The following is a 20,424-nucleotide window of genomic DNA, read 5'->3' as shown; positions in this document are numbered from 1 at the left end:
CCGGGGCCGCAGCGTCATGCGATTTCTCACCACGTTCCAGCTCGCCGACTTCATCGACACGCTGGTCAGCCTGACCACGGCCTTTGTATTCGGCACCCTGATCGGCGCTGAGCGGCAGTACCGACAGCGCACCGCGGGTCTGCGCACCAATGTGCTGGTCGCGGTCGGCGCTGCCGCCTTCGTCGACCTCGCGATGCATCTGGCCGGCGCCGACGAAGCGGTGCGGGTGATCGCCTATGTGGTGTCGGGGATCGGCTTCCTCGGCGCCGGCGTCATCATGAAGCAGGGCATGGATGTGCGCGGCCTCAACACCGCGGCCACGCTGTGGGCCTCGGCCGCGGTCGGCTCCTGCGCCGGTGCCGACCTCGTGGCGCAGGCGGCGGCGCTGACCGTGTTCGTGATCGCCGGCAACACGCTGCTGCGTCCGCTGGTCAACGCCATCAACCGCATCCCGCTGAACGAGAAGGCCTCGGAGGCGACCTACTACTTCAAGCTCGCGGTTACCCCGGAAGCGCTGCCAGACATGCGCGATCGCCTGGTCGAGAAGCTGGAGGCAGCGAACTACCCGGTGGCCGATGTCGACGTGGTCGAGGCCGGCGACGACTTCCTCGAGATCGTGGCGACGCTGGTCTCGACCGCGGTCGAACCCAACGAGTTGAATGCCGTGGTGGTGGACCTGCAGCATCAGCCCGGCGTGCGGCACGCGACCTGGGAGGTCAGCACCATGGATTGAGCCGAGGTTCCCGCAGGCACCGCTTCGGAACCATGCCGTGGCGGGATCGTTGACCCCGCGGACAAGGCGCAGGTGAACGAGATGGCTGTGGATCGGACCAGGTTGCGAATCGACATGCTGATCGCCTCGACGCTGGTGGCGGCGGGCGTTGCGATCGCGGTGCTTTCGCTGCACGCGATCAATGCCGCTCCGCCGCAGGAGATCGCGCAGGCGACCCAGCCGCTGCAACCGACGCCGACGCCCGAGCCGCAGCAGACGGCGCCGCCGGCCGAGTCGAAGCCGGGCGGCGAGCGGCCGACCACGCCGGCGCCGCAGCCCGCGCGTCCCGACGATGAGGCACGGAAGGCCGGCGCCAAGCCGGTGCTGCCGCCCGCGCCCGCGGAGAAGACCGCGCCGCCGATCGAGAAAAAGTAAGCGCACCGCGGCCCGCATTGTGACGCGGATTTGACGGACGCTGCCGATTATACGGTCTCGCCTCCGCCACCGGCGCACTCCATAATCTGTCGTCTCGCCAACGACAGATGGGGCCTGCCATGAAGATCGAGGACGTCCGGCGCACCGCCTATTCGATGCCGCTTACCAACCCGTCGTTTCCGCCGGGGCCCTACCGGTTCTTCGACCGCGAATATTTCATCATCACCTATAAGACCGACCCGGAAGCGCTCGCCGCCGTGGTGCCGGAGCCGCTCGAGGTCGCCGAGCCGGTGGTGAAGTACGAGTTCATCCGCATGCCGGACTCGACCGGCTTCGGCGACTACACCGAGACCGGGCAGGTGATCCCGGTTCGCTTCAGGGGTGAGGAGGGCGCCTACACCCACGCAATGTATCTCGACGATGAAGGCCCGATCGCCGGCGGCCGCGAGCTGTGGGGATTTCCGAAGAAGCTGGCAAAGCCCAGGATCGAGGTCGAGAGCGACGTGCTGGTCGGCTCGCTGCATTACGGCTCGGTGCTCTGCGCCTCCGCCACCATGGGCTACAAGCACCGCAAGGTTGATCACGACACCGTACTGAAGTCGATGACGGCGCCGAACTTCATTCTGAAAATCATCCCGCATGTCGACGGCAGCCCGCGGATCTGCGAGCTGGTGCGGTTTCATCTGGAAGACATCACGCTGAAGGAGGCCTGGACCGGTCCCGCCGCGCTTGGGCTGTTTCCGCACGCGCTATGCGACGTCGCCCGCCTGCCGGTGCGCGAGGTGGTCTCGGCGCTGCATTTCAAGGCGGACCTGACGCTCGGCCTCGGCTCGGTGGCGTTCGACTACATGGCGAGGTGACGAAGTCATTCCGGGGCATCGCGCCAGCGATGAACAACGGTGCGCACTCGCGCACCGGAGAATCTCGCGCAGCCATCTCGAGATCCCGGGTATGCGCGCCGAAGCGCGCATCCCGGGATGACCTTTCGGGTCAGCGCACCAGAATATTCTTGAACTGCCAGGGATCGCTGGTGTCGATATCTTCCGGAAACAGTCCCGGACGATCCGTCAGCGGTGTCCAGTCGGTGTAGAAGCCCTTCACGGGGCCGAGATAGGGTAGCTGGATTTCCAGCAGACGATCGAAGTCCATCTCGTCGGCCTCGACGATACCTTCGTTCGGGTTTTCCAGCGCCCACACCATGCCGCCGAGCACGGCGGAGGTCACTTGCAGGCCGGTGGCGTTCTGATAGGGCGCGAGCTTGCGGGTCTCCTCGATGGAGAGCTGCGAGCCGTACCAGTAGGCATTGTTGTCATGGCCGAACAGCAGCACGCCGAGCTCGTCGATGCCGTCGACGATCTCGTTCTCATCGAGGATGTGGTGCTTTTCCTGCATCTTCGCTGCGCGGCCGAACATTTCATGCAGCGACAGCACGGCGTCGTCGGCCGGGTGATAGGCATAGTGGCAGGTCGGCCGATAGATCGCCGTGCCCGATGCGTCACGCACCGTGAAGTAATCGGCGATGGAGATCGACTCGTTGTGGGTGACGAGGAAGCCATACTGCGCGCCGCGGGTCGGGCACCAGGTGCGCACGCGCGTGTTGGCGCCGGGCTGCATCAGATAGATGGCGGCGCCGCAGCCGGCTTCGTGGGTGCGCGCATTCTCGGGCATCCATTTCTCATGGGTGCCCCAGCCGAGTTCGGACGGCTGCACGCCTTCCGACAGGAAACCTTCCACCGACCAGGTGTTGACGAAGACGTCAGGCTCCTTCGGCGACTTGGAGCGCTGGGTGTCGCGCTCGGCGATGTGGATGCCCTTCACACCGGCCTGCCGCATCAAGTCCGCCCATTCGGCCTTGGTCTTCGGCTTCGGGGCATTGAGCTTCAGATCGGCGGCGACATTGAGCAGCGCCTGCTTGACGAAGAACGAGACCATGCCGGGATTGGCGCCACAGCAGGAGACGGCCGTCGTCGAGCCCGCGGGGCGCGCCTTCTTGGCGGCCAGCGTCACCTCGCGAAGCGCGTAGTTGGAGCGCGCTTCCGGGCCCTTCGAGGAATCGAAATAGAAGCCGAGCCAGGGCTCGTTGACGGTGTCGATGTAGAGAGCGCCGAGTTCGTTGCACAGCTCCATGATGTCGGTCGAGCCGGTATCGACCGACAGATTGACGCAAAAGCCCTGGCCGCCGCCTTCAGTGAGCAGCGGGCTCAGCAGGTCGCGATAATTGTCCTTGGTCACGGCCTTCTGGATGAATTTGACGTTGTGCTTCTCGCAATGCGCCTTGCGGCCCTCGTCCTTGGGGTCGATCACGGTGACGCGCGACTTGTCGTAATCGAGATGCCGCTCGATCAAAGGCAGCGTGCCTTTGCCGATCGAGCCGAAGCCGATCATGACAATGGGACCTGTGATCTTCGCGTAGATCTGCGAGGCGGGGCTCATCATTTTCTCCAGGAGAGTGCCTAGCGGCGGATAGAGTGGATCAGGGGTTGCGACGCTTCGCGGTGACTTCGATCTCGACCTTCATCTCGGGCTTGTAGAGCCCCGCGACGATCAGCATCGTTGCGGCCGGGCGGATGTCGCCGAGGACCTCGCCACAGACCGCGAAATGGGCATCCACGTCACGGGCGTCGGTGAGGTAGTAGGTCGCGCGGACGATGTCGGCCATCGCAAAGCCTCCCTCCTTGAGGGCGGCCTCGATGGTCTTGAAGCAGTTCCGTGACTGGCTCGTGACATCTGCCGGCATGGTCATCGTGGCGTAGTCATAGCCCGTGGTTCCCGCGACGAAGGCGAAGTCGCCGTCGATCACGGCACGGCTGTAGCCGGCGGTCTTCTCAAAGGGCGAGCCGGTGGAAATCAGGCGGCGGGACATGTTGGACCTCGACTGAAAAGGCTTTGCGCGGGGTTTACGGGCATTTTTGGCGCCCGCGCAACCCCTTGGTTCAGGCCTGGTGCGGCCGGCACTAATGGGACTGCAGCGTGGTGTCCGGCGGCGATGGCGGCGTGCCGGTCCAGCGCCGGACCAGGATATCCCTGACGATCATCACTGAGATCAGAATCAGCATGACCGTGGTGACGAGGCCGCGCCAACGCGGGCGCGCGCCATCGGTGATGGGAAGGTGCTCCGACATGGCGGCCCGCTTTACGCCGCGTGCGGCACGGCGAGCGGTGCCTTCCGGGTCCGGGACCGCATCCGCGATGCCTTGGCCTCGGGCAGCGGCGCGCCGGTCGGCGTGATCATGCCCCAGGCGCCGTCCAGCGCGCCCGCGACAAGCTCGACGCCGAGCAGCCGCTCGCGCTCGAACGTGCCCGGCAGCGACAGCTCGCTTGTCTTGGCGGCGGTGAAGCCGAAGCGGGCGTAGTAGGGCGCATCGCCAAGCAGGATCACGGCGCCGTGGCCGCGCGTCTTGGCGACCGCCAGCGCACGCCGCATCAGCGCGGCGCCGACGCCGAGGCCGCGGCAGTCGTCATCGACTGCCAGCGGCCCCAGCATCAGCGCGCTGCGGCCCCCCGCGCTGACGTGCCACAACCGCACGGTTCCAACCAGCCGGCCGTCCTGGCGCACGGCCGCAAGGCTCAGGCCTTCGGCGGGCGCGCGTCCGTCGCGCAGGCGCTGGCAGGTGCGCGTATGGCGATCACAGCCAAAGCAGGCATCCAGCAGCGCTTCGCGTGCGACGACGTCCGAGCCACGCTCCGCACGGATCGCGAACGGGGCGGCATCTCGGATGAGGGCAACGGGGGTGTTCCGTTTTGCAGTCATGGCACGTCAGTCCCCGCTTGCAACGGCATGTCGTACGCCGCGGCAAGCGTCGTTCAGGAAAATCAAAAATGATCGGGGAGGAGCCGGCGGGGCCGGCTCCCGGTTTATCGGGCCTCGAAAACGAGGCGGGTCAGATGTGGTAGGTCTTCAGCGGCGGAATGCCGTTGAACGCCACCGACGAGTAGGTCGACGTATAGGCGCCGGTGCCTTCGATCAGCAGCTTGTCGCCGATCTCGAGCGTCACCGGGAGCGGATACGGCAGCTTCTCGTACAGCACGTCGGCGCTGTCGCAGGTCGGGCCCGCGAGCACGCACGGCGTCATGTCCGCCCCGTCATGCGGGGTGCGGATGGCGTAGCGGATCGACTCGTCCATCGTCTCGGCGAGACCGCCGAACTTGCCGATGTCGAGATAGACCCAGCGCACCTCGTCCTCGTCGCTCTTCTTCGAGATCAGAACGACTTCGGTCTCGATGATTCCAGCATTGCCGACCATGCCGCGGCCCGGCTCGATGATCGTCTCCGGAATCTGGTTGCCGAAATGCTTGCGCAGCGCGCGGAAGATCGACCGGCCATATTGCAGGACCGGAGGAACGTCCTTGAGGTACTTGGTCGGGAAGCCGCCGCCCATGTTGACCATGGTGAGGTTGATCCCGCGCTCGGCGCAGTCACGGAACACGGTCGACGCCATCGCGAGCGCGCGGTCCCACGCCTTCACCTTGCGCTGCTGCGAGCCGACATGGAACGAGATGCCGCACGGCTCCAGGCCCAGGCGCTTGGCGAGGTCGAGCACGTCGACCGCCATCTCCGGGTCGCAGCCGAACTTGCGCGACAGCGGCCACTCGGCGCCGGCGCAGTCATAGAGGATGCGGCAGAACACCTTGGCGCCGGGGGCGGCGCGGGCGATCTTCTCGACCTCGGCGGCGCAATCGACCGCGAACAGGCGAATGCCGAGCGCGAAGGCACGCGCGATGTCGCGCTCCTTCTTGATCGTGTTGCCATAGGAGATGCGGTCCGGCGTCGCACCGGCGGCCAGCGCCATCTCGATCTCCGCAACTGTCGCGGTGTCGAAGCAGGAGCCGAGCGAGGCCAGCAGCGACAGCACTTCGGGCGCAGGATTGGCCTTCACCGCGTAGAACACGCGGCTGTCCGGCAGCACCTTGGCGAAGGTCTGGTAATTGTCGCGCACGACTTCGAGGTCGACGACGAGGCACGGCTCGGTGTCGAGTCCATCCTGGCGGCGGTGGCGCAGGAATTCCTGGATACGTTCAGTCATGGCACTCTCCAACGGCCCCAGCGACGGGATCCGCATCAACGTGACGTCGGGTAAGAGCGCTTCGGCCACATCGCGCGATGGAGGCGCGTTGAGGCCAAGAGACTCAAACCAGACTGTGCTGCCGTGGATTGGTTGGGAGAGTTTCCCGCCCGATCACCTGGCAATGAAGGACAAGCCTTTTCAGTAGCCCGGGCCGGCGTTGGACCGCCGGTAGAGACCAAAAAAGCCCGATCCGTCGTTGCTTTAAGTCGCGTCCCCCGTTGAGAGCGGGGTGCGCCGGTTCGCCTCCGGCTGCCAGTCACGGTTGCAAAGAGTGGTGAGACCTTCAACGGCATCCCTGGAGAGAGATGCTGGCCGCCTCGTGTCCTGATGGACGTAAGCGACCCTCGGTTCTTCCACCCCTTGGCGGCTGTCCGGCCTCTTGTCCGGATACCTACCGACTGACACACGACCACAGGCACGTGCGAAATTGGGCAAGGCAGGAAATAAGTCTTTTGACTTCGTGGCGCAAGAATTTTTTTGCGATAGCGGCAAATTTCCCTAACGCGTGCTTGCGATGTCGCGCGCAGCACGCGTCGGACACGCTGAAGATGAACGGCTGTTAAGAATGACTAACGAAGCGTGTGTGCGTTTTAGCCTTGCGCCGCAGTGCTTTCTTGAATCGCTCAAACTCACGCGCGACGCGTGAACGGCTCGACGCGCTGAGCTGCGCGGATGAAGGCGATCATGATCAGCACGCCGATGCCGAACAGCACTGCCTGCAGGATGTGCGCGGCGACGTCGTCGAGCCCGAGCAGAATCGCGAGCGCCCAGCCGCCGGCGAACGCCGCGCCGAACACTTCCGCGCCGATCAGGATCGCCGCCGAGATCACGGTGATGACGCTTGGCCAGGCGATGGTGCGGTTGCCTGAGGTGGAGGGCTGCATGGTCATGAAATAGGTCCTGTTCAGGGGGCGCAATCTCTCCGAAAAGTGCCCATCTATCAAGCGCAAAAGGCCCAAAAATGCCGTATCGCGTGATATAGATTGGGCAGCATTTTCAAGGCGAAAAACGGGACATTCGATGTCAGAAACCAGCGCAGACGCCAAGGCTCAGGCTCTTGCCAACCCCCTCCTGAAGGCATGGCAGACGCCGCTCGAGACGCCGCCGTTCGCCGAGATCAAGCCGGAGCATTTCCTGCCCGCCTTCGAGCAGGCCTTCGCCGATCATTCCGCGGAAGTGACTGCGATCACCCACGACCCGGCGCTGCCCGACTTCGACAACACCATCACTGCGCTGGAGCGCTCCGGCAAACTGCTGTCGAAGGTCTCGGCGGTGTTCTACGACCTGGTCTCGGCGCATTCGAGCCCGGCGATCCTGGAGATCGACAAGGAGGTGTCGCCCCGGATGGCGCGGCACTGGAATCCGATCATGATGAACGCTGTGCTGTTTGGCCGCATCGCCATGCTGCACGAGAAGCGCGCCTCCCTCGGCCTGACCCGCGAGCAGATGCGGCTGCTGGAACGCACCTACACCCGCTTCCGCCGCTCCGGCGCCGGCCTCGACGATGCGGCAAAGGCCCGCATGGCCGAGATCAACGAGCGCCTCGCCCATCTCGGCACCTCGTTCAGCCACCATCTGCTCGGCGACGAGCAGGAGTGGTCCATGGAGCTCGGCGAGGACGACCGCGCCGGTCTCTCCGACACATTTGTGGCGGCTGCCAAGGCTGCGGCGGAAGAGCGCGGCATGCCCGGCAAGGCGATCGTGACGCTGTCGCGCTCCTCGGTCGAGCCGTTCCTGCAGAGCTCGTCGCGGCGCGACCTGCGCGAGAAGGTCTACAAGGCCTTCACGGCGCGCGGCGACAATGGCAACGCCAACGACAACAACGCGACCATCGTGGAGATCCTCAGGCTCCGCGAGGAGACCGCCAAGATCCTGGGCTTCCCGACCTACGCCGCCTACCGCCTCGAGGATTCCATGGCGAAGACGCCGGAGGCCGTGCGTGGCCTCCTGGAGCGGGTCTGGAAGCCGGCGCGGGCCCGAGCGCTCGCCGACCGCGACGCGCTGCAGGCGCTGATCGCGGAGGAGGGCGGCAATTTCACCCTGGCGTCCTGGGACTGGCGCTATTACGCTGAGAAGCTGCGCCAGCGCCGCGCCAATTTCGACGATTCCGCGATCAAGCCCTATCTGGTGCTCGACCACATGATCGAGGCCGCGTTCGACTGCGCCACCCGCCTGTTCGGCGTCACCTTCGAGGAGCGCAAGGATATCCCGGTCTGGCATCCGGACGTCCGGGTCTGGGAGGTCAGGGGCCGCGACGGCCAGCACAAGGCGCTGTTCTACGGCGACTACTTCGCGCGACCCTCGAAGCGCTCCGGCGCTTGGATGACCTCGCTGCGCGACCAGCAGAAGCTCGACGGCGACGTCGCGCCGCTGGTCATCAATGTCTGCAACTTCGCCAAGGGCGCCGATGGCGCGCCGTCGCTGCTGTCGCCCGACGACGCGCGGACCCTGTTCCACGAGTTCGGCCATGGCCTGCACGGCATGCTGTCCAACGTGACCTATCCGTCACTGTCCGGAACCAGCGTGTTCACCGACTTCGTCGAGCTGCCCTCGCAGCTCTATGAGCACTGGCAGGAGCGGCCCGAGGTGCTGCAGCGCTTCGCCCGCCACTACCAGACCGGGGAGGCACTGCCGGACGACCTGCTCAAGCGCTTCCTTGCCGCGCGCAAGTTCAACCAGGGCTTTGCCACCGTGGAGTTCGTCTCCTCTGCGCTGATCGACCTCGAATTCCACACCCAGCCGGCAGCGGCGAGCTGGGATGTCCGCGCCTTCGAACAGAAGGAGCTGGAGAAGATCGGCATGCCCGCCGAAATCTCGCTGCGGCACCGGCCGACGCAGTTCGGCCACATCTTCTCCGGCGACCACTATGCCTCCGGCTACTACAGCTACATGTGGTCGGAGGTGATGGATGCTGACGCCTTCGGCGCCTTCGAGGAGGCCGGCGACATCTTCGATCCCGCGACCGCCAAGCGGCTGCATGACGACATCTATTCGTCGGGCGGCTCGCGCGATCCGGAGGAGGCCTATGTCGCCTTCCGCGGCCGCGAGCCCGAGCCGGACGCGCTGCTGCGCCGTCGCGGCCTGCTCGAAACGCCTGAGGCGGCCTGAGGTGCGGCCGTCGTTGAACCGGCTGATCGGCTGGCTCGTGCTTGCGGTGTCCGTCGTGCTCGGCACGGCGGCCGCCGAGGCCCATCCGCATGTCTGGATCGTCGCCAGGAGCGAGCTGATCTACGCGCCCGACGGCACCATCACGGGGGTCCGGCACGCCTGGACGTTTGACGACATGTTCTCGACCTACGCGCTGCAGGGCATCGAGACCAAGGTGAAGGGCGCCTACAGCCGCGAGGAGCTGGCGCCGCTGGCGCAGACCAATGTCGAATCGCTGAAGGAATACGCCTACTTCACCTTCGCCAAGGGCGACGGCAAGAAGCAGAAGTTCACCGAGCCGGTCGACTATTTCCTCGAATACAAGGATTCGGCGCTGACGCTGCACTTCACCTTGCCGGTGAAGACGCCGTTCAAGGCCAGGCAGCTCTCGCTCGAAGTGTTCGACCCGACCTATTTCATCGACTTCCAGTATGCCGAGAAGGAGCCGGTCAAGCTGGTCGGCGCCGCGGCGAACTGCAAGATGCAGTTCGAGCGGCCGAATAGCGACGGCACCGCCGCCGCGCAGAAGCTCGGCGAGCAGACCTTTCTCGACGGCGGCAACGGCAATTTCGGCATGATGTTCGCCAACAAGGTCTCGGTGGAGTGCCCATGACGCCGATCGTCTCGCGCATGACGCGCGGCCTCGCCGTGTCCGCGGCCGTACTGACGGCGTTTGCGCTGCTCGATGGCGCCGTTCATGCGCTGCTGGCACAGAATCCGTTCGGCGCGCCGCGCGCGGCGGAGCCGCAGGGCGGGTTGGTCGGTTGGCTATTGGCGAAACAGTCGGAGTTTTACCGCGAGATCTCCCAGACCATCCGCGCCGCGAAATCCGACGGTTCGGCGGTCTGGACCCTGCTTGCGATCTCCTTTGCCTACGGGATTTTCCATGCCGCCGGCCCCGGCCACGGCAAGGCGGTGATCTCGTCCTACATGGTCGCCAATCGCGAGACCGCGCGGCGCGGCATCGCGCTGTCGTTCGCCTCGGCGCTCATGCAGTCGGTGGTCGCCGTTCTCATCGTGGGCATCTGTGCCTGGCTGCTCAACGCGACCGCGAAGACCATGTGCGGGGCGGAGAAGGCGATCGAGATCGCAAGCTACGCGCTGATCGCGGCGTTTGGCGCCCGGCTGGTCTGGGTCAAGGGCGGCAGCTTCTTCCGCGCCCTGCAGGCGCCGCGGCCGGCGCTGGCGATGGCCGGCGCGCATCATCACGACCACCATGATCACGATCACCACGACCACCGCCATGATCACCATCACCGTCACGCGCATGACGATCACGGGCATCATCATGATCACGGTCACGATCACGGGCATGACGCGCAGCACGTCCATGACGAGCATTGCGGCCATTCGCACGGGCCGACGCCGGCCGAGCTCGCCGGTCCTGGCGGCTGGCGGCGGGGGCTCGGCGCGATCCTCACGGTCGGGATCCGGCCCTGCTCGGGCGCGATCCTGGTGCTGGTGTTCGCGCTGGCGCAGGGCCTGTTCTGGGCCGGCATTGCCGCGACCTTCGTGATGGGGCTCGGCACCGCCATCACGGTGGCGGCGATCGCGCTGGTCGCGGTGTCGGCGCGCGGCGTGGCGGAGCGGCTGAGCGCGGCGCGCGACGGCGGCGGCATGGTCATCATGCGCGGCCTGGAGTTCGCCGCCGCGGGCCTTGTGCTGCTGTTCGGGCTCGGGCTGCTGTTCGGCTACGTCGCGGCCGAACGCGCGACGTGTTTGTAGGGTCCCACTCCAGGTTATCCGTCATCCTGAGGAGCCTGCGTAGCAGGCGTCTCGAAGGATCGACGGCCACCAGCCGGGCCGTGCATCCTTCGAGACGCGCGCAAGGGCGCGCTCCTCAGGATGACGGGGAGGGGAGCGGATTCGCACTCAACTCGTCAGATACCCTCTGATCGCCGGCAGCAGGAAGATCGCGATGTTGATCGCAAATCCGATGCTCCAGAGGATCGAGCGCAGCGTCGGGCGGTTGCCGATATAGGTGAAGACGTAAGCGATCCGCACGATCAGGAACAGCACGGCGAGCTCGTCGATCAGCCGCAGCGGGCCGACGCGGAATTCGGCGAGCAGCACGGCGAAGGCGAAGAACGGGAAGGCCTCGATGCCGTTCTGGTGCGCGCCGAGCGCCCGCGAGCGGATCGGGTCGTCGTAGAAGTCGGGATCGCGCGGCCTGGCATTGTCGAAGCTGCGGAAGCCGGTCCACTTCACCGACACGATCGTCAGCAGCGAGAGCATCAGCGTCCCGAAGACGCACCATTCGGCGATCGTCATGGTTCCCCCTTATTCCGCAGGGGAACGTAGCCAACCCGCACTCGGCTTGACAAGGTTGGAGCAACGCGCGAAGCCCAAAGCTCCCAGGCGAAGGATATCAAGCGCAAGGCCATCATGAGCACGGTGATCCCCTTCGAGAGCGCGAAGTCTGCCGCGGCGCCGAAGCCGGAACGCGTCGGCGTGCTGCTGGTCAATCTCGGCACGCCCGATACGGCGGATGCCGCCGGCGTGCGGGTCTATCTCAAGGAATTCCTGTCCGATCCACGGGTGATCGAGGATCAGGGCCTGCTCTGGAAGCTGATCCTCAACGGCATCATCCTGCGGGTCCGTCCGGCCCGCAAGGCGCGCGACTATCTGAAGATCTGGAACACCGAGAAGAACGAGTCGCCGCTGAAGACCATCACGCGCTCGCAGGCCGACAAGCTGGCGGAGGCGATCGCCGATCACGACCACGTCGTGGTCGACTGGGCGATGCGCTACGGCAACCCTTCGATCAAGCAGCGCATCGAGGCGCTGGCGGCGCAGGGTTGCGGCCGGCTGCTGGTGGTGCCGCTTTATCCGCAATATTCCGCCGCGACGTCGGCGACCGTCTGCGACGAGGCGTTCCGCGTGCTGGCCGGCATGCGCGCGCAGCCGATCCTGCGGGTGACGCCGCCTTACTACGACGATCCCGACTACATCGAGGCGCTCGCGGTCTCGATCAATGCGCATCTCGCGGCATTGCCGTTCCAGCCCGAGATCATCGTCGCCTCGTTCCACGGCATGCCGAAGGAATATGTCGACAAGGGCGATCCGTATCAGGCGCAATGCATCGCCACGACCAATGCGCTGCGCAAGCGGCTCGGGCTCGATGCCGACAAGCTGATCCTCACCTTCCAGTCGCGCTTCGGCAAGGCCGAGTGGCTGCAGCCTTATACCGACAAGACCGTCGAGAAGCTGGCCAAGGACGGCGTGCGGCGCATTGCCGTGGTCACGCCCGGCTTCTCCGCCGATTGCCTGGAGACCCTGGAGGAGATCGCGCAGGAGAATGCCGAGATCTTCCGGCACAATGGCGGCGAGCAGTTTGCGGCAATCCCGTGCCTCAACGACAGTGACGGCGGCATGGACGTGATCCGCCAGCTCGTGCTGCGCGAGCTGCAAGGCTGGATCTAAGGAGGCTGGATTTGATTGTTAACGATCCGTGACACCGGGCACGGGCATTCGTTGGCATCTGGTCATCCGACAGCAGCTTCCTATGTGCTAGGGAGAACAACAGCCGGCTGAACCGGCGGAGCGGTCCTGCCGACCAATGCACGACCGTGACTGGCGACGGTCTCGCCGGCCCTGGAGGACTTTATGACTGGCTTCGACGTTTTCGCGATCGCGTTTGTTCTTCTCGTCATCGTTACGCTGTTCGCCGGGATCAAGACCGTTCCGCAGGGTTTTGACTGGACCATCGAGCGGTTCGGCAAATACACCCGCACGCTGTCGCCCGGCCTCAATCTGATCGTGCCGTATTTCGACCGCATCGGGCGCAAGATCAACATGATGGAGCAGGTGATCGACATCCCCGAGCAGGAGGTGATCACCAAGGACAACGCCACCGTGACGGTGGACGGCGTCGCGTTCTATCAGGTGTTCGATGCCGCCAAGGCGAGCTACGAGGTCGCCAATCTCAACCAGGCGATCACCGTCCTGACCATGACCAACATCCGCTCGGTGATGGGCTCGATGGATCTCGACCAGGTGCTGTCGCATCGCGACGAGATCAACGAACGCCTGCTGCGCGTGGTCGACGCCGCGGTGTCGCCCTGGGGTGTCAAGGTCAACCGCATCGAGATCAAGGACATCGTGCCGCCGGCCGACCTCGTCGAGGCGATGGGCCGGCAGATGAAGGCCGAGCGCGTCAAGCGCGCCGACATCTTGCAGGCCGAGGGCCAGCGGCAATCCGAAATCCTGCGCGCCGAGGGCGCCAAGCAGGGCCAGATCCTGCAGGCCGAGGGCCGCCGCGAGGCCGCCTTCCGCGATGCCGAGGCGCGCGAGCGGCTCGCCGAGGCCGAGGCCAAGGCGACCCAGATGGTGTCGGAATCGATCGCCAAGGGCGACGTCGCCGCGCTGAACTATTTCATCGCCGACAAGTACATCAAGGCGTTCGGCCAGCTCGCGGAATCGCCGAACCAGAAGGTCTTGATGCTGCCGATCGAAACCTCGAGCGTGCTCGGCTCTCTGGCCGGCATCGGCGAGATCGCCCGCGCCACCTTCGGCGAGAGTGCGGCGTCCGCTACGGCCGCAGCACGGCGTGGCGGCTCGGTGCCGCCGGCCGGCCCGACGGCGCCGCCTCCGGTGCCGCCGCAGCGGTGAGGGCGTGACGGCGTCGCGCCCGCAATGGTAGAGGTCACGTCATGGCCGAGATGTTTTCGACATTGGGTACCTGGAACTGGCTGATCTTCGGCTTCATCCTGATGGCGCTGGAGCTTGCGGCGCCCGGGGTGTTCCTGTTCTGGCTCGGGCTCGCGGCACTGCTGGTCGGCCTGCTGTCGTTCGCCTTCACGCCGTCCTGGCAGATACAGCTCTTGATGTTCGCAGTGTTCGCCGCCCTGGCGGTGCCGGCATGGCGGCATTTCGCGAAGGGCGCGACGGCGGCAAGCAAGACCAATCCCTTCCTCAACCGCCGCAACGAAGCCCTGGTCGGCCGCGAATTCACGCTGGAGAAGCCGATCGTTGACGGTTCAGGCACGGTGCGGATCGACGATACGGTGTGGCGCGTCGCCGGCCCCGATGCGCCGGCCGGCAGCCGGGTGAAGGTCGTCCGCGCCGACGGCGCAAGCCTGACGGTGGCGATCGCTTAGTCTGGCCTGAGCCATCGACGACGACTCGGCCCCGAGCGTCGGATGCTGCTTCGGGCGAGTAATCCGTAGCCCGGGTGAGCCAACGGGTCGCGCGCATGCGCGCCCGATGACAGGCTCCGCGATACCCGGGGAAACCGGTCCCGCATGTCGCTCCGCTCATGCGGGCTACACACTGACGGCCGCCGAGGTCTAGCTGCCGCCCTGCTTGCTCCAGCGCTCGGCGAAGCGGTTGAGCGGCGTGAATGTCGCAAATAGCTCGCGGCCGAGCGCGGTGAGGCCGTAACCATCCTCCGTCAGCTCGACGAAGCCGGCCTCGCGCAGCTCCGTCAATCGCGTCTGCAGGATCGTCGGCGAGGCCTCGTCGCAGGCCGTGCGCAGCGCGCGCGAGGTCAGCGCGCCCTCGCGCAGCTCCCAGATGATGCGCAAGGTCCAGCGCCGTCCCAATAGATCGAGCAGCGCCATGATCGGGCGGCCGGTCCGCGAGCCGCGGACGCCGGGTCTTGTGACTGGGCTCTGCTTCGGCATGTCGCGAATTCCTTTCGAATTCCTCTTGCGAGTCGCTACAGATATTGTAGCATGTCGCTACATTAAATGTAGCAACGGGATCAGCCCATGTCACGCCTCGCGCCGCTCGATCCGCCCTATCTGGTGGACGTTCAACAGCATTTCGATCGCATCATGCGCGGCAAGCCACCGCTGGTACTGTTCCGCGTGATGGCCGGCCATCCGCGCGCCTGGGAGAAGTTTCGCGGCGGCAGCTTATTGGACCGCGGGCCGCTTCCCTTGCGGGCGCGGGAGATCGTGATCGACCGCACCTGTGCGCTCAATGCCTGCGAATATGAATGGGGCGTCCACGTCACGGCGTTCGGCGCGGCCGCCGAACTGACGGAGCAGCAGGTCCACGCCACCGTGCGCGGTGCGGCCGACGCCGGCTGCTGGTCGCAGGCCGAACAGGCGATGATCGCGGCAGTCGACGCGCTGCATGGCCGCGCGACGCTGGATGACGCGGAATTCGCGGCGCTGTCGGCGCATTACGATGAGGACCAGATCCTGGAGATCATCCTGTTGTGCGGCTTCTACCGCACGGTCTCCTACCTCGCCAACGCGCTGGCCCTGCCGCTGGAGGAAACCGCGGCGCGGTTTCCGAGGTAATCATCGTCATTGCGAGGAGCGAAGCGACGAAGCAATCCATTTCCCGCAAGAGGAGAGATGGATTGCTTCGCTTCGCTCGCAATGACGGGGGAAGCTTGCGCTACGCCACACCCGCCCGCAGCAGATCGTGCAGATGGATGATGCCGACCGGCTTCTTCGCATCGGTCACGATCAGCGTCGTGATCTTCGAGGCGTTGAGCAGTTCCAGCACTTCGCCGGCGAGCGTATCGCGGCTGATCGTCTTCGGCGTCCTGGTCATGACCTCGTCGACCGACAGCGTCAAAAGGTCGGGGCGCATCTGCCGGCGCAGATCGCCGTCGGTGACGATGCCGACGAGATGGCCGTGGCGGTCGACGATGCCGACGCAGCCAAAACCCTTGGAGGTCATCTCGACCAGCGCATCCGACATCTTGGTGCCGAGCGGCTTCAGCGGCAGCGCGTCGCCGCCATGCATCAGGTCGCGGGCATATTTCAGGAGCGCGCCGAGCTTGCCGCCCGGATGCAGCACGCTGAAATCGGTCGAGGTGAAACCGCGGCCCTCGAGCAGCGCGATCGCCAGCGCATCGCCGAGCGCCAGCATCATCAGCGAGGAGGTGGTCGGCGCCAGATTGTGCGGGCAGGCCTCGCGGGCCTTCGGCAGCGTCAGCTGCACGTCGGCGGCCTTGCTCAGCGTCGAGTCCTTGTCGGCCGTCATCGCGATCAGCGGAATGCCGAAGCGGGCGGCATAGGCGATCAGGTTGCGCATCTCCGGCTGCTCGCCGGACCATGACAGCGCCAGGATCACGTCATCGATCGTGATCATGCCGAGATCGCCATGGCTCGCTTCGGCGGCGTGCACGAAGAACGCCGGCGTGCCGGTCGAGGCAAAAGTCGCGGCGATCTTGCGCCCGATATGGCCGGACTTGCCGAGCCCGGTGACGATCAGCCGTCCCTTGGCATTGCCGATCAATTCGGACGCGGCCGCGAACGGCGCGCCGAGGTCGGACTTCAGTGCCGCGGAGATGGCTGCGACGCCGCTTGCTTCGGCATCGAGGGTGCGGAGCGCCGATTGAACGGCGCCGTCATCGGGGCCGGATGATTTGGTCATCAGCGGTTTCGGTTTGGCCATTTAGGATTCCAAGGGAGGGTTTTGCACCCGGGCGTCTCCCTTAGCACGTTCGATTCCGCGATGCGACGCGCGGCGGCCGATCCTCAACGGCTCATTAACCATAATTGTTTTAACTCCATTAACGACGTTTTCCGCCGCCGGCGGAGTGCGTCCGACAAGTATGTGAATTCGTTGGAGTTTTTCCATCGTGTTGCGGCGGCCAGCAAGCGGCCAAGACCGGCGTGGACGCCTCGTCCGCGCGGTTTTGCCATGCCCTGCCGTGACCGTCTTGGCGCTGACCGTGACCACCGGGTTCGCCGCGGCCCAGACCGTGACGCCCGATCTGTTCAGCCCCAATCGCCAGAGTCAGGTGATCACGCAGGATTCGCCGCTGCGCCGGACCACGGCCGACGCCATGGATCCGCTCAACGGCCTGAGGCTGCCCGACGCCGATCGCGAACGCCGTTCCTCCTCGTCTTCATCGACATCAACATCGACGACGCGGATCGGGCAGGTCCCGACCTACGGGCTCCCCGCGGCGAACGGCGCCTCGACGTCGGGCTATGACTCGCTCAACCGCAAGCGCCAGAAGCCGAAATACTATCCGGGTCAGGCCAAACCGAAGCCGCCGGCGGGACCCGGCTCGCCGCAGCCGACGCCGGCGCCATTGAACGCCACGGGGCAGCTGCGGCTATCGATGCCGCCCTCGGAGACCGCCAACAAGACGCCGCTGCCGCCGGCGATGGCCGGCACCATCGTCGGCCAGCCGCCGCGCAAGCGGCTCAAGATCGACGACGATCCGTTCGGCGCGGTCGGCGACTACGCCGGCTCGTTCATGGTCAAGACCGCGGTCGAGGTGATGGCCGGCTACGACACCAATCCGGGCCGGCTCTACTCGCCGCAGGGCAGGGCGTTCTACATGGTCGCGCCGGAATTCCTCGCGGTTTCCGACTGGGAGCGTCACGCCGTCGTCGCGGATCTGCGCGGCTCCTTCACCGGCTATGGCTCCGAGCTGACGCCGAACGCCAACGGCACCCCGCTGTCGGCGCCGCTCGACATCGACCGTCCGAACTTCACCGGTCATGTCGACGGCCGGCTCGACGTCTCCAGATACACGCATCTCACGGCGCAGGCCCGCCTGCTGGTCTCGACCGACAATCCCGGCAGCCCGAACGTGCAGGCCGGCCTCGCCAGATATCCGCTCTACAGCACGGTCGGCGGCACCTTCGGCATCGACCAGAATTTCAACCGCATGCAGGTCTCGCTCGGCGGCACCGTCGACCGCACCGACTATCAATGGTCGAAGCTCACCGACGGCACCTCTTCGTCGAACGACGACCGCAACTTCACCCAATACGGCGGCGTCGGCCGTGTCAGCTATGAGCTCAATCCGGCCGTGAAGCCCTTTGTCGAAGTCGAGGGCGACAGCCGCTTCCATGATCTCTATCTCGACCGCAACGGTTACGCGCGCAATTCGTCGGGCGGTTATGCCAAGGTCGGCACATCGTTCGAGTTCACCCGGCTGTTGTTCGGTGAGATCTCGATCGGCTATGCCATGCGCGACTATGTCGACCCGCGGCTTAGCCGACTCGAAGGCCTGCTCACCACGGCCTCGCTGACCTGGACCGCGACGCCGCTGACCACGGCAAAGTTCTATTCCGACACCCAGATCGGCGAGACCACGCTGCCCGGCACCTCGGGCGTGCTGTCGCGCACCTACACCGTCGAGGTCGATCACGACTTCCGCCGCTGGCTGACCGGCATCGGCAAATTCACCTACGGCACGCTCGATTACCAGGGCGACAACCGCACCGACAAGATCTACGTGTTGTCGGGCGACCTGATCTACAAGCTGACCCGCAGCCTCTGGATCAAGGGCACGCTGAGCCGGAACTGGCTGGATTCGAATCAGCCGGGACAGAGCTCGGCGTCGACGGTGGTGATGCTCGGCGTGCGGGTGCAGAATTAGCGGTGAGGATGCGCGAGTCGCATCTCAAATGAGGTGTCGTGCTCCGCGAAGGCGGGGCACCCAGTACGCCGCGGCCTGTCCGTTCAAGCCTTGACGTCTCTGGAATACTGGATCGCCCGCTTTCGCGGGCGATGACAGTTCAGTGTGTGGGTGCAGTGGCGTGGCGGCTGACGCGCTTACCCTGGCAGGTCCGTCTTCCCCATCAGGAAGGTGTCGATCGAGCGCGCGCACAGGCGGCCTTCTCGGATCGCCCAGACCACGAGCGACTGGCCGCGGCGCATGTCGCCGGCTGAGAAGATCTTCGCGCGCGAGGTCTGGTAGTCGTGCAGGGAGGCGCGGACGTTGCCGCGCTGGTCGAGCTCGACGCCGAGCGTCTTGAGCAGGCCCTCGTGCACCGGATGGACGAAGCCCATCGCCAGCAGCACGAGCTCGGCGTCGAGCGTGAACTCGGTGCCAGGCAGCGGCTTGAACTTATCGTCGACCTTGACGCAATGCAGTTTCGTCACCTTGCCGTCGACGCCTTCGAACTTCGTCGTCAGCACGGCGTATTCGCGCACCGCGCCTTCGGCCTGGCTCGACGACGTCCGCATCTTCAGCGGCCAGTTCGGCCAGGTCACGCCCTTGTTCTCGTGCTCGGGCGGCGCCGGCATGATCTCGAGCTGGGTCACCGACGTTGCGCCTTGCCGGAACGAGGTGCCGATGCAGTCCGAGCCGGTGTCGCCGCCGCCGATCACGACGACATGCTTGCCGCCGGCGAGAATGTCGGCGGCGCCGTTCAGCGGCTCGCCGGAGACGCGGCGGTTCTGCTGCGGCAGGAAGTCCATCGCGAAGTGGATGCCGGAAAGCTCGCGGCCGGGGATCGGCAGGTCGCGCGGGGCTTCCGCGCCGCCGGTCAGCGCCACGGCGTCATACTGCTTGGCGAGTTCCTGCGGATCGATCGCGCCGGGCGTCGAGCCGCCGACGGCCTTGCCGTAATGGAAGGTGACGCCTTCGGCCTCCATCTGCGCCACGCGGCGGTCGATGATGCCCTTCTCCATCTTGAAGTCGGGAATGCCGTAGCGCAGCAGGCCGCCGGCCTTGGCGAACTTCTCGTAGACATGCACCTCGTGGCCGGCCCGCGCGAGCTGCTGCGCGGCGGCCATGCCGGCGGGGCCCGAACCGATCACGGCGACCTTCTTTCCGGTCTTCTGCGCCGCGATCTCCGGCTTCACCCAGCCATTGTCCCAGGCGCGGTCGACGATCGCGCATTCGATGGTCTTGATGGTGACCGGGTTGTCGTCGATGTTGAGCGTGCAGGACGCCTCGCACGGCGCCGGGCAGATGCGGCCGGTGAACTCGGGGAAATTGTTGGTCGAGTGCAGGTTGCGCGAGGCTTCTTCCCAGTTGCCCTGATAGACGAGGTCGTTGAAATCGGGGATCTGGTTGTTGACCGGGCAGCCCGGCGTGCCCGGCGCGGTCGAGCCGGTGCCGTGGCAATAGGGGATGCCGCAATTCATGCAGCGCGCGGCCTGGTCGCGCGTGTCCTTCTCGCTCAGCGGAATGACGAACTCGTTGAAGTTCTTGAGCCGATCGGCGACCGGCTCGTACTTGCGGTCATGCCGCTCGATCTCGAGAAAACCTGTGATCTTACCCATTGAAACCCGATGCCCCTGCATCTCAGTTGTTCCGTCATTCCGGGCTGCGCCGAAGGCGCGGACCCGGAATCTTGAAGTTGCCTTGCGAGATTCCGGGTTCGCGCCTTGCGCGCCCCGGAATGA

22 protein-coding genes are annotated in these 20,424 nt (G+C 65.7%); 12 read left to right on the top strand and 10 right to left on the bottom strand.

Annotation, left to right across the window (positions count from 1 at the left end; translation table 11 throughout):
• Positions 1-16: 16 nt before the first annotated feature.
• The 3 genes from J6525_RS37385 to J6525_RS37375 all read left to right on the top strand — a co-directional run bounded on the left by J6525_RS37385 (position 17) and on the right by J6525_RS37375 (position 2,007).
• Positions 17-733 (top strand): MgtC/SapB family protein, encoded by a 717-nt coding sequence (locus J6525_RS37385; protein ID WP_225648376.1) that lies wholly within the window; start codon positions 17-19, stop codon positions 731-733.
• A gap of 81 nt (positions 734-814) precedes the next feature.
• Positions 815-1,147 (top strand): hypothetical protein, encoded by a 333-nt coding sequence (locus tag J6525_RS37380; protein ID WP_092087548.1) that lies wholly within the window; start codon positions 815-817, stop codon positions 1,145-1,147.
• 119 nt (positions 1,148-1,266) lie between these two features.
• Positions 1,267-2,007, top strand: a complete 741-nt coding sequence (locus J6525_RS37375; RefSeq protein ID WP_076827705.1) for an acetoacetate decarboxylase — start codon at positions 1,267-1,269, stop codon at positions 2,005-2,007.
• Positions 2,008-2,137: 130 nt separating this feature from the next.
• Here the strand turns inward: J6525_RS37375 and J6525_RS37370 are convergent, their stop codons facing one another.
• The 5 genes from J6525_RS37370 to J6525_RS37350 all read right to left on the bottom strand — a co-directional run bounded on the left by J6525_RS37370 (position 2,138) and on the right by J6525_RS37350 (position 6,171).
• Complete coding sequence (locus J6525_RS37370; RefSeq protein WP_225648375.1) at positions 2,138-3,580, bottom strand: homospermidine synthase; 1,443 nt, start codon at positions 3,578-3,580, stop codon at positions 2,138-2,140.
• Between the two features lie 40 nt (positions 3,581-3,620).
• Entirely contained in the window at positions 3,621-4,010 is a 390-nt protein-coding gene (locus J6525_RS37365) for a RidA family protein (protein ID WP_076827703.1), read from the bottom strand.
• Positions 4,011-4,101: 91 nt separating this feature from the next.
• Positions 4,102-4,269, bottom strand: coding sequence for a hypothetical protein (locus tag J6525_RS37360; protein WP_162832417.1), 168 nt, complete (start codon positions 4,267-4,269; stop codon positions 4,102-4,104).
• Positions 4,270-4,280: 11 nt separating this feature from the next.
• Positions 4,281-4,898: a GNAT family N-acetyltransferase gene (locus tag J6525_RS37355; RefSeq protein WP_225648374.1), complete on the bottom strand. Its 618-nt coding sequence runs from the start codon at positions 4,896-4,898 to the stop codon at positions 4,281-4,283.
• Positions 4,899-5,028: 130 nt separating this feature from the next.
• Positions 5,029-6,171 (bottom strand): type III PLP-dependent enzyme, encoded by a 1,143-nt coding sequence (locus J6525_RS37350; RefSeq protein ID WP_057016239.1) that lies wholly within the window; start codon positions 6,169-6,171, stop codon positions 5,029-5,031.
• On the opposite strand from J6525_RS37350, the gene J6525_RS37345 reads away from it, so the two are divergent.
• Complete coding sequence (locus J6525_RS37345; RefSeq protein WP_179077299.1) at positions 6,170-6,358, top strand: hypothetical protein; 189 nt, start codon at positions 6,170-6,172, stop codon at positions 6,356-6,358. The two genes, J6525_RS37350 and J6525_RS37345, sit on opposite strands and share 2 nt — an antisense overlap.
• A gap of 484 nt (positions 6,359-6,842) precedes the next feature.
• On the opposite strand, the gene J6525_RS37340 is transcribed toward J6525_RS37345, so the two are convergent.
• The gene (locus tag J6525_RS37340) at positions 6,843-7,103 is read right to left on the bottom strand and encodes a hypothetical protein (protein WP_028332864.1); all 261 of its coding nucleotides are present in this window, start codon (positions 7,101-7,103) and stop codon (positions 6,843-6,845) included.
• A gap of 130 nt (positions 7,104-7,233) precedes the next feature.
• On the opposite strand from J6525_RS37340, the gene J6525_RS37335 reads away from it, so the two are divergent.
• From J6525_RS37335 to J6525_RS37325, 3 genes are read left to right on the top strand one after another with little or no spacing between them, the layout of a single operon-like run.
• Positions 7,234-9,321, top strand: a complete 2,088-nt coding sequence (locus J6525_RS37335) for a M3 family metallopeptidase (RefSeq protein ID WP_225648373.1) — start codon at positions 7,234-7,236, stop codon at positions 9,319-9,321.
• Positions 9,322-9,334: 13 nt separating this feature from the next.
• Positions 9,335-9,973 carry a DUF1007 family protein gene (locus J6525_RS37330; RefSeq protein ID WP_225648381.1) on the top strand — a complete coding sequence of 213 codons (639 nt, stop codon included), beginning with the start codon at positions 9,335-9,337 and terminating at the stop codon, positions 9,971-9,973.
• A complete protein-coding gene (locus J6525_RS37325; RefSeq protein WP_176937086.1) occupies positions 9,970-11,085 on the top strand; it encodes a nickel/cobalt transporter in 1,116 nt (371 codons plus the stop codon). Before J6525_RS37330 ends, J6525_RS37325 begins: the two co-directional genes overlap by 4 nt.
• 147 nt (positions 11,086-11,232) lie before the next feature.
• On the opposite strand, the gene J6525_RS37320 is transcribed toward J6525_RS37325, so the two are convergent.
• Positions 11,233-11,631 (bottom strand): MAPEG family protein, encoded by a 399-nt coding sequence (locus J6525_RS37320; protein ID WP_016842609.1) that lies wholly within the window; start codon positions 11,629-11,631, stop codon positions 11,233-11,235.
• 114 nt (positions 11,632-11,745) lie between these two features.
• On the opposite strand from J6525_RS37320, the gene hemH reads away from it, so the two are divergent.
• From hemH to J6525_RS37305, 3 genes are all read left to right on the top strand, one after another.
• Positions 11,746-12,783, top strand: coding sequence for a ferrochelatase (gene hemH / locus J6525_RS37315; RefSeq protein ID WP_092087538.1), 1,038 nt, complete (start codon positions 11,746-11,748; stop codon positions 12,781-12,783).
• A 183-nt stretch (positions 12,784-12,966) separates the two neighbouring features.
• The gene (locus J6525_RS37310; RefSeq protein ID WP_076827695.1) at positions 12,967-13,971 is read left to right on the top strand and encodes an SPFH domain-containing protein; all 1,005 of its coding nucleotides are present in this window, start codon (positions 12,967-12,969) and stop codon (positions 13,969-13,971) included.
• Positions 13,972-14,012: 41 nt separating this feature from the next.
• A complete protein-coding gene (locus tag J6525_RS37305; RefSeq protein WP_028332871.1) occupies positions 14,013-14,459 on the top strand; it encodes an NfeD family protein in 447 nt (148 codons plus the stop codon).
• A 189-nt stretch (positions 14,460-14,648) separates the two neighbouring features.
• Here J6525_RS37305 and J6525_RS37300 read toward each other — a convergent pair whose 3' ends face one another.
• Positions 14,649-14,984 (bottom strand): winged helix-turn-helix transcriptional regulator, encoded by a 336-nt coding sequence (locus J6525_RS37300; RefSeq protein ID WP_225648372.1) that lies wholly within the window; start codon positions 14,982-14,984, stop codon positions 14,649-14,651.
• A gap of 87 nt (positions 14,985-15,071) precedes the next feature.
• Here J6525_RS37300 and J6525_RS37295 point away from each other — a divergent pair, with 87 nt between their 5' ends.
• Positions 15,072-15,611, top strand: coding sequence for a carboxymuconolactone decarboxylase family protein (locus tag J6525_RS37295; RefSeq protein WP_225648371.1), 540 nt, complete (start codon positions 15,072-15,074; stop codon positions 15,609-15,611).
• Positions 15,612-15,711: 100 nt separating this feature from the next.
• On the opposite strand, the gene J6525_RS37290 is transcribed toward J6525_RS37295, so the two are convergent.
• Positions 15,712-16,719 (bottom strand): KpsF/GutQ family sugar-phosphate isomerase, encoded by a 1,008-nt coding sequence (locus tag J6525_RS37290; RefSeq protein WP_092087532.1) that lies wholly within the window; start codon positions 16,717-16,719, stop codon positions 15,712-15,714.
• A 259-nt stretch (positions 16,720-16,978) separates the two neighbouring features.
• Between J6525_RS37290 and J6525_RS37285 the strand changes: the two genes are divergently transcribed.
• Entirely contained in the window at positions 16,979-18,667 is a 1,689-nt protein-coding gene (locus J6525_RS37285; protein ID WP_225648370.1) for an outer membrane beta-barrel protein, read from the top strand.
• Positions 18,668-18,843: 176 nt separating this feature from the next.
• On the opposite strand, the gene J6525_RS37280 is transcribed toward J6525_RS37285, so the two are convergent.
• Positions 18,844-20,301, bottom strand: a complete 1,458-nt coding sequence (locus J6525_RS37280; RefSeq protein WP_225648369.1) for a glutamate synthase subunit beta — start codon at positions 20,299-20,301, stop codon at positions 18,844-18,846.
• Positions 20,302-20,424 lie beyond the last annotated feature (123 nt).

The sequence above is a fragment of the Bradyrhizobium australafricanum genome (genome assembly GCF_020329495.1).
Lineage (GTDB): Bacteria > Pseudomonadota > Alphaproteobacteria > Rhizobiales > Xanthobacteraceae > Bradyrhizobium > Bradyrhizobium australafricanum.
The sequence above is the reverse complement of the archived record's forward strand: the minus strand, read 5'-3'. Positions and strand labels throughout refer to the sequence as shown.

Bases quoted from the DNA above. Each gene is read 5' to 3' on its own strand.
- J6525_RS37375 (WP_076827705.1), top strand. From the start codon at position 1,267: ATGAAGATCGAGGACGTCCGGCGCACCGCCTATTCGATGCCGCTTACC.
- J6525_RS37355 (WP_225648374.1), bottom strand. From the start codon at position 4,898: ATGACTGCAAAACGGAACACCCCCGTTGCCCTCATCCGAGATGCCGCC.
- hemH (WP_092087538.1), top strand. From the start codon at position 11,746: ATGAGCACGGTGATCCCCTTCGAGAGCGCGAAGTCTGCCGCGGCGCCG.
- J6525_RS37345 (WP_179077299.1), top strand. From the start codon at position 6,170: ATGGCACTCTCCAACGGCCCCAGCGACGGGATCCGCATCAACGTGACG.
- J6525_RS37300 (WP_225648372.1), bottom strand. From the start codon at position 14,984: ATGCCGAAGCAGAGCCCAGTCACAAGACCCGGCGTCCGCGGCTCGCGG.
- J6525_RS37370 (WP_225648375.1), bottom strand. From the start codon at position 3,580: ATGAGCCCCGCCTCGCAGATCTACGCGAAGATCACAGGTCCCATTGTC.
- J6525_RS37340 (WP_028332864.1), bottom strand. From the start codon at position 7,103: ATGACCATGCAGCCCTCCACCTCAGGCAACCGCACCATCGCCTGGCCA.
- J6525_RS37325 (WP_176937086.1), top strand. From the start codon at position 9,970: ATGACGCCGATCGTCTCGCGCATGACGCGCGGCCTCGCCGTGTCCGCG.
- J6525_RS37310 (WP_076827695.1), top strand. From the start codon at position 12,967: ATGACTGGCTTCGACGTTTTCGCGATCGCGTTTGTTCTTCTCGTCATC.
- J6525_RS37280 (WP_225648369.1), bottom strand. From the start codon at position 20,301: ATGGGTAAGATCACAGGTTTTCTCGAGATCGAGCGGCATGACCGCAAG.
- J6525_RS37380 (WP_092087548.1), top strand. From the start codon at position 815: ATGGCTGTGGATCGGACCAGGTTGCGAATCGACATGCTGATCGCCTCG.
- J6525_RS37290 (WP_092087532.1), bottom strand. From the start codon at position 16,719: ATGGCCAAACCGAAACCGCTGATGACCAAATCATCCGGCCCCGATGAC.
- J6525_RS37365 (WP_076827703.1), bottom strand. From the start codon at position 4,010: ATGTCCCGCCGCCTGATTTCCACCGGCTCGCCCTTTGAGAAGACCGCC.
- J6525_RS37320 (WP_016842609.1), bottom strand. From the start codon at position 11,631: ATGACGATCGCCGAATGGTGCGTCTTCGGGACGCTGATGCTCTCGCTG.
- J6525_RS37335 (WP_225648373.1), top strand. From the start codon at position 7,234: ATGTCAGAAACCAGCGCAGACGCCAAGGCTCAGGCTCTTGCCAACCCC.
- J6525_RS37295 (WP_225648371.1), top strand. From the start codon at position 15,072: ATGTCACGCCTCGCGCCGCTCGATCCGCCCTATCTGGTGGACGTTCAA.
- J6525_RS37305 (WP_028332871.1), top strand. From the start codon at position 14,013: ATGGCCGAGATGTTTTCGACATTGGGTACCTGGAACTGGCTGATCTTC.
- J6525_RS37360 (WP_162832417.1), bottom strand. From the start codon at position 4,269: ATGTCGGAGCACCTTCCCATCACCGATGGCGCGCGCCCGCGTTGGCGC.
- J6525_RS37385 (WP_225648376.1), top strand. From the start codon at position 17: ATGCGATTTCTCACCACGTTCCAGCTCGCCGACTTCATCGACACGCTG.
- J6525_RS37350 (WP_057016239.1), bottom strand. From the start codon at position 6,171: ATGACTGAACGTATCCAGGAATTCCTGCGCCACCGCCGCCAGGATGGA.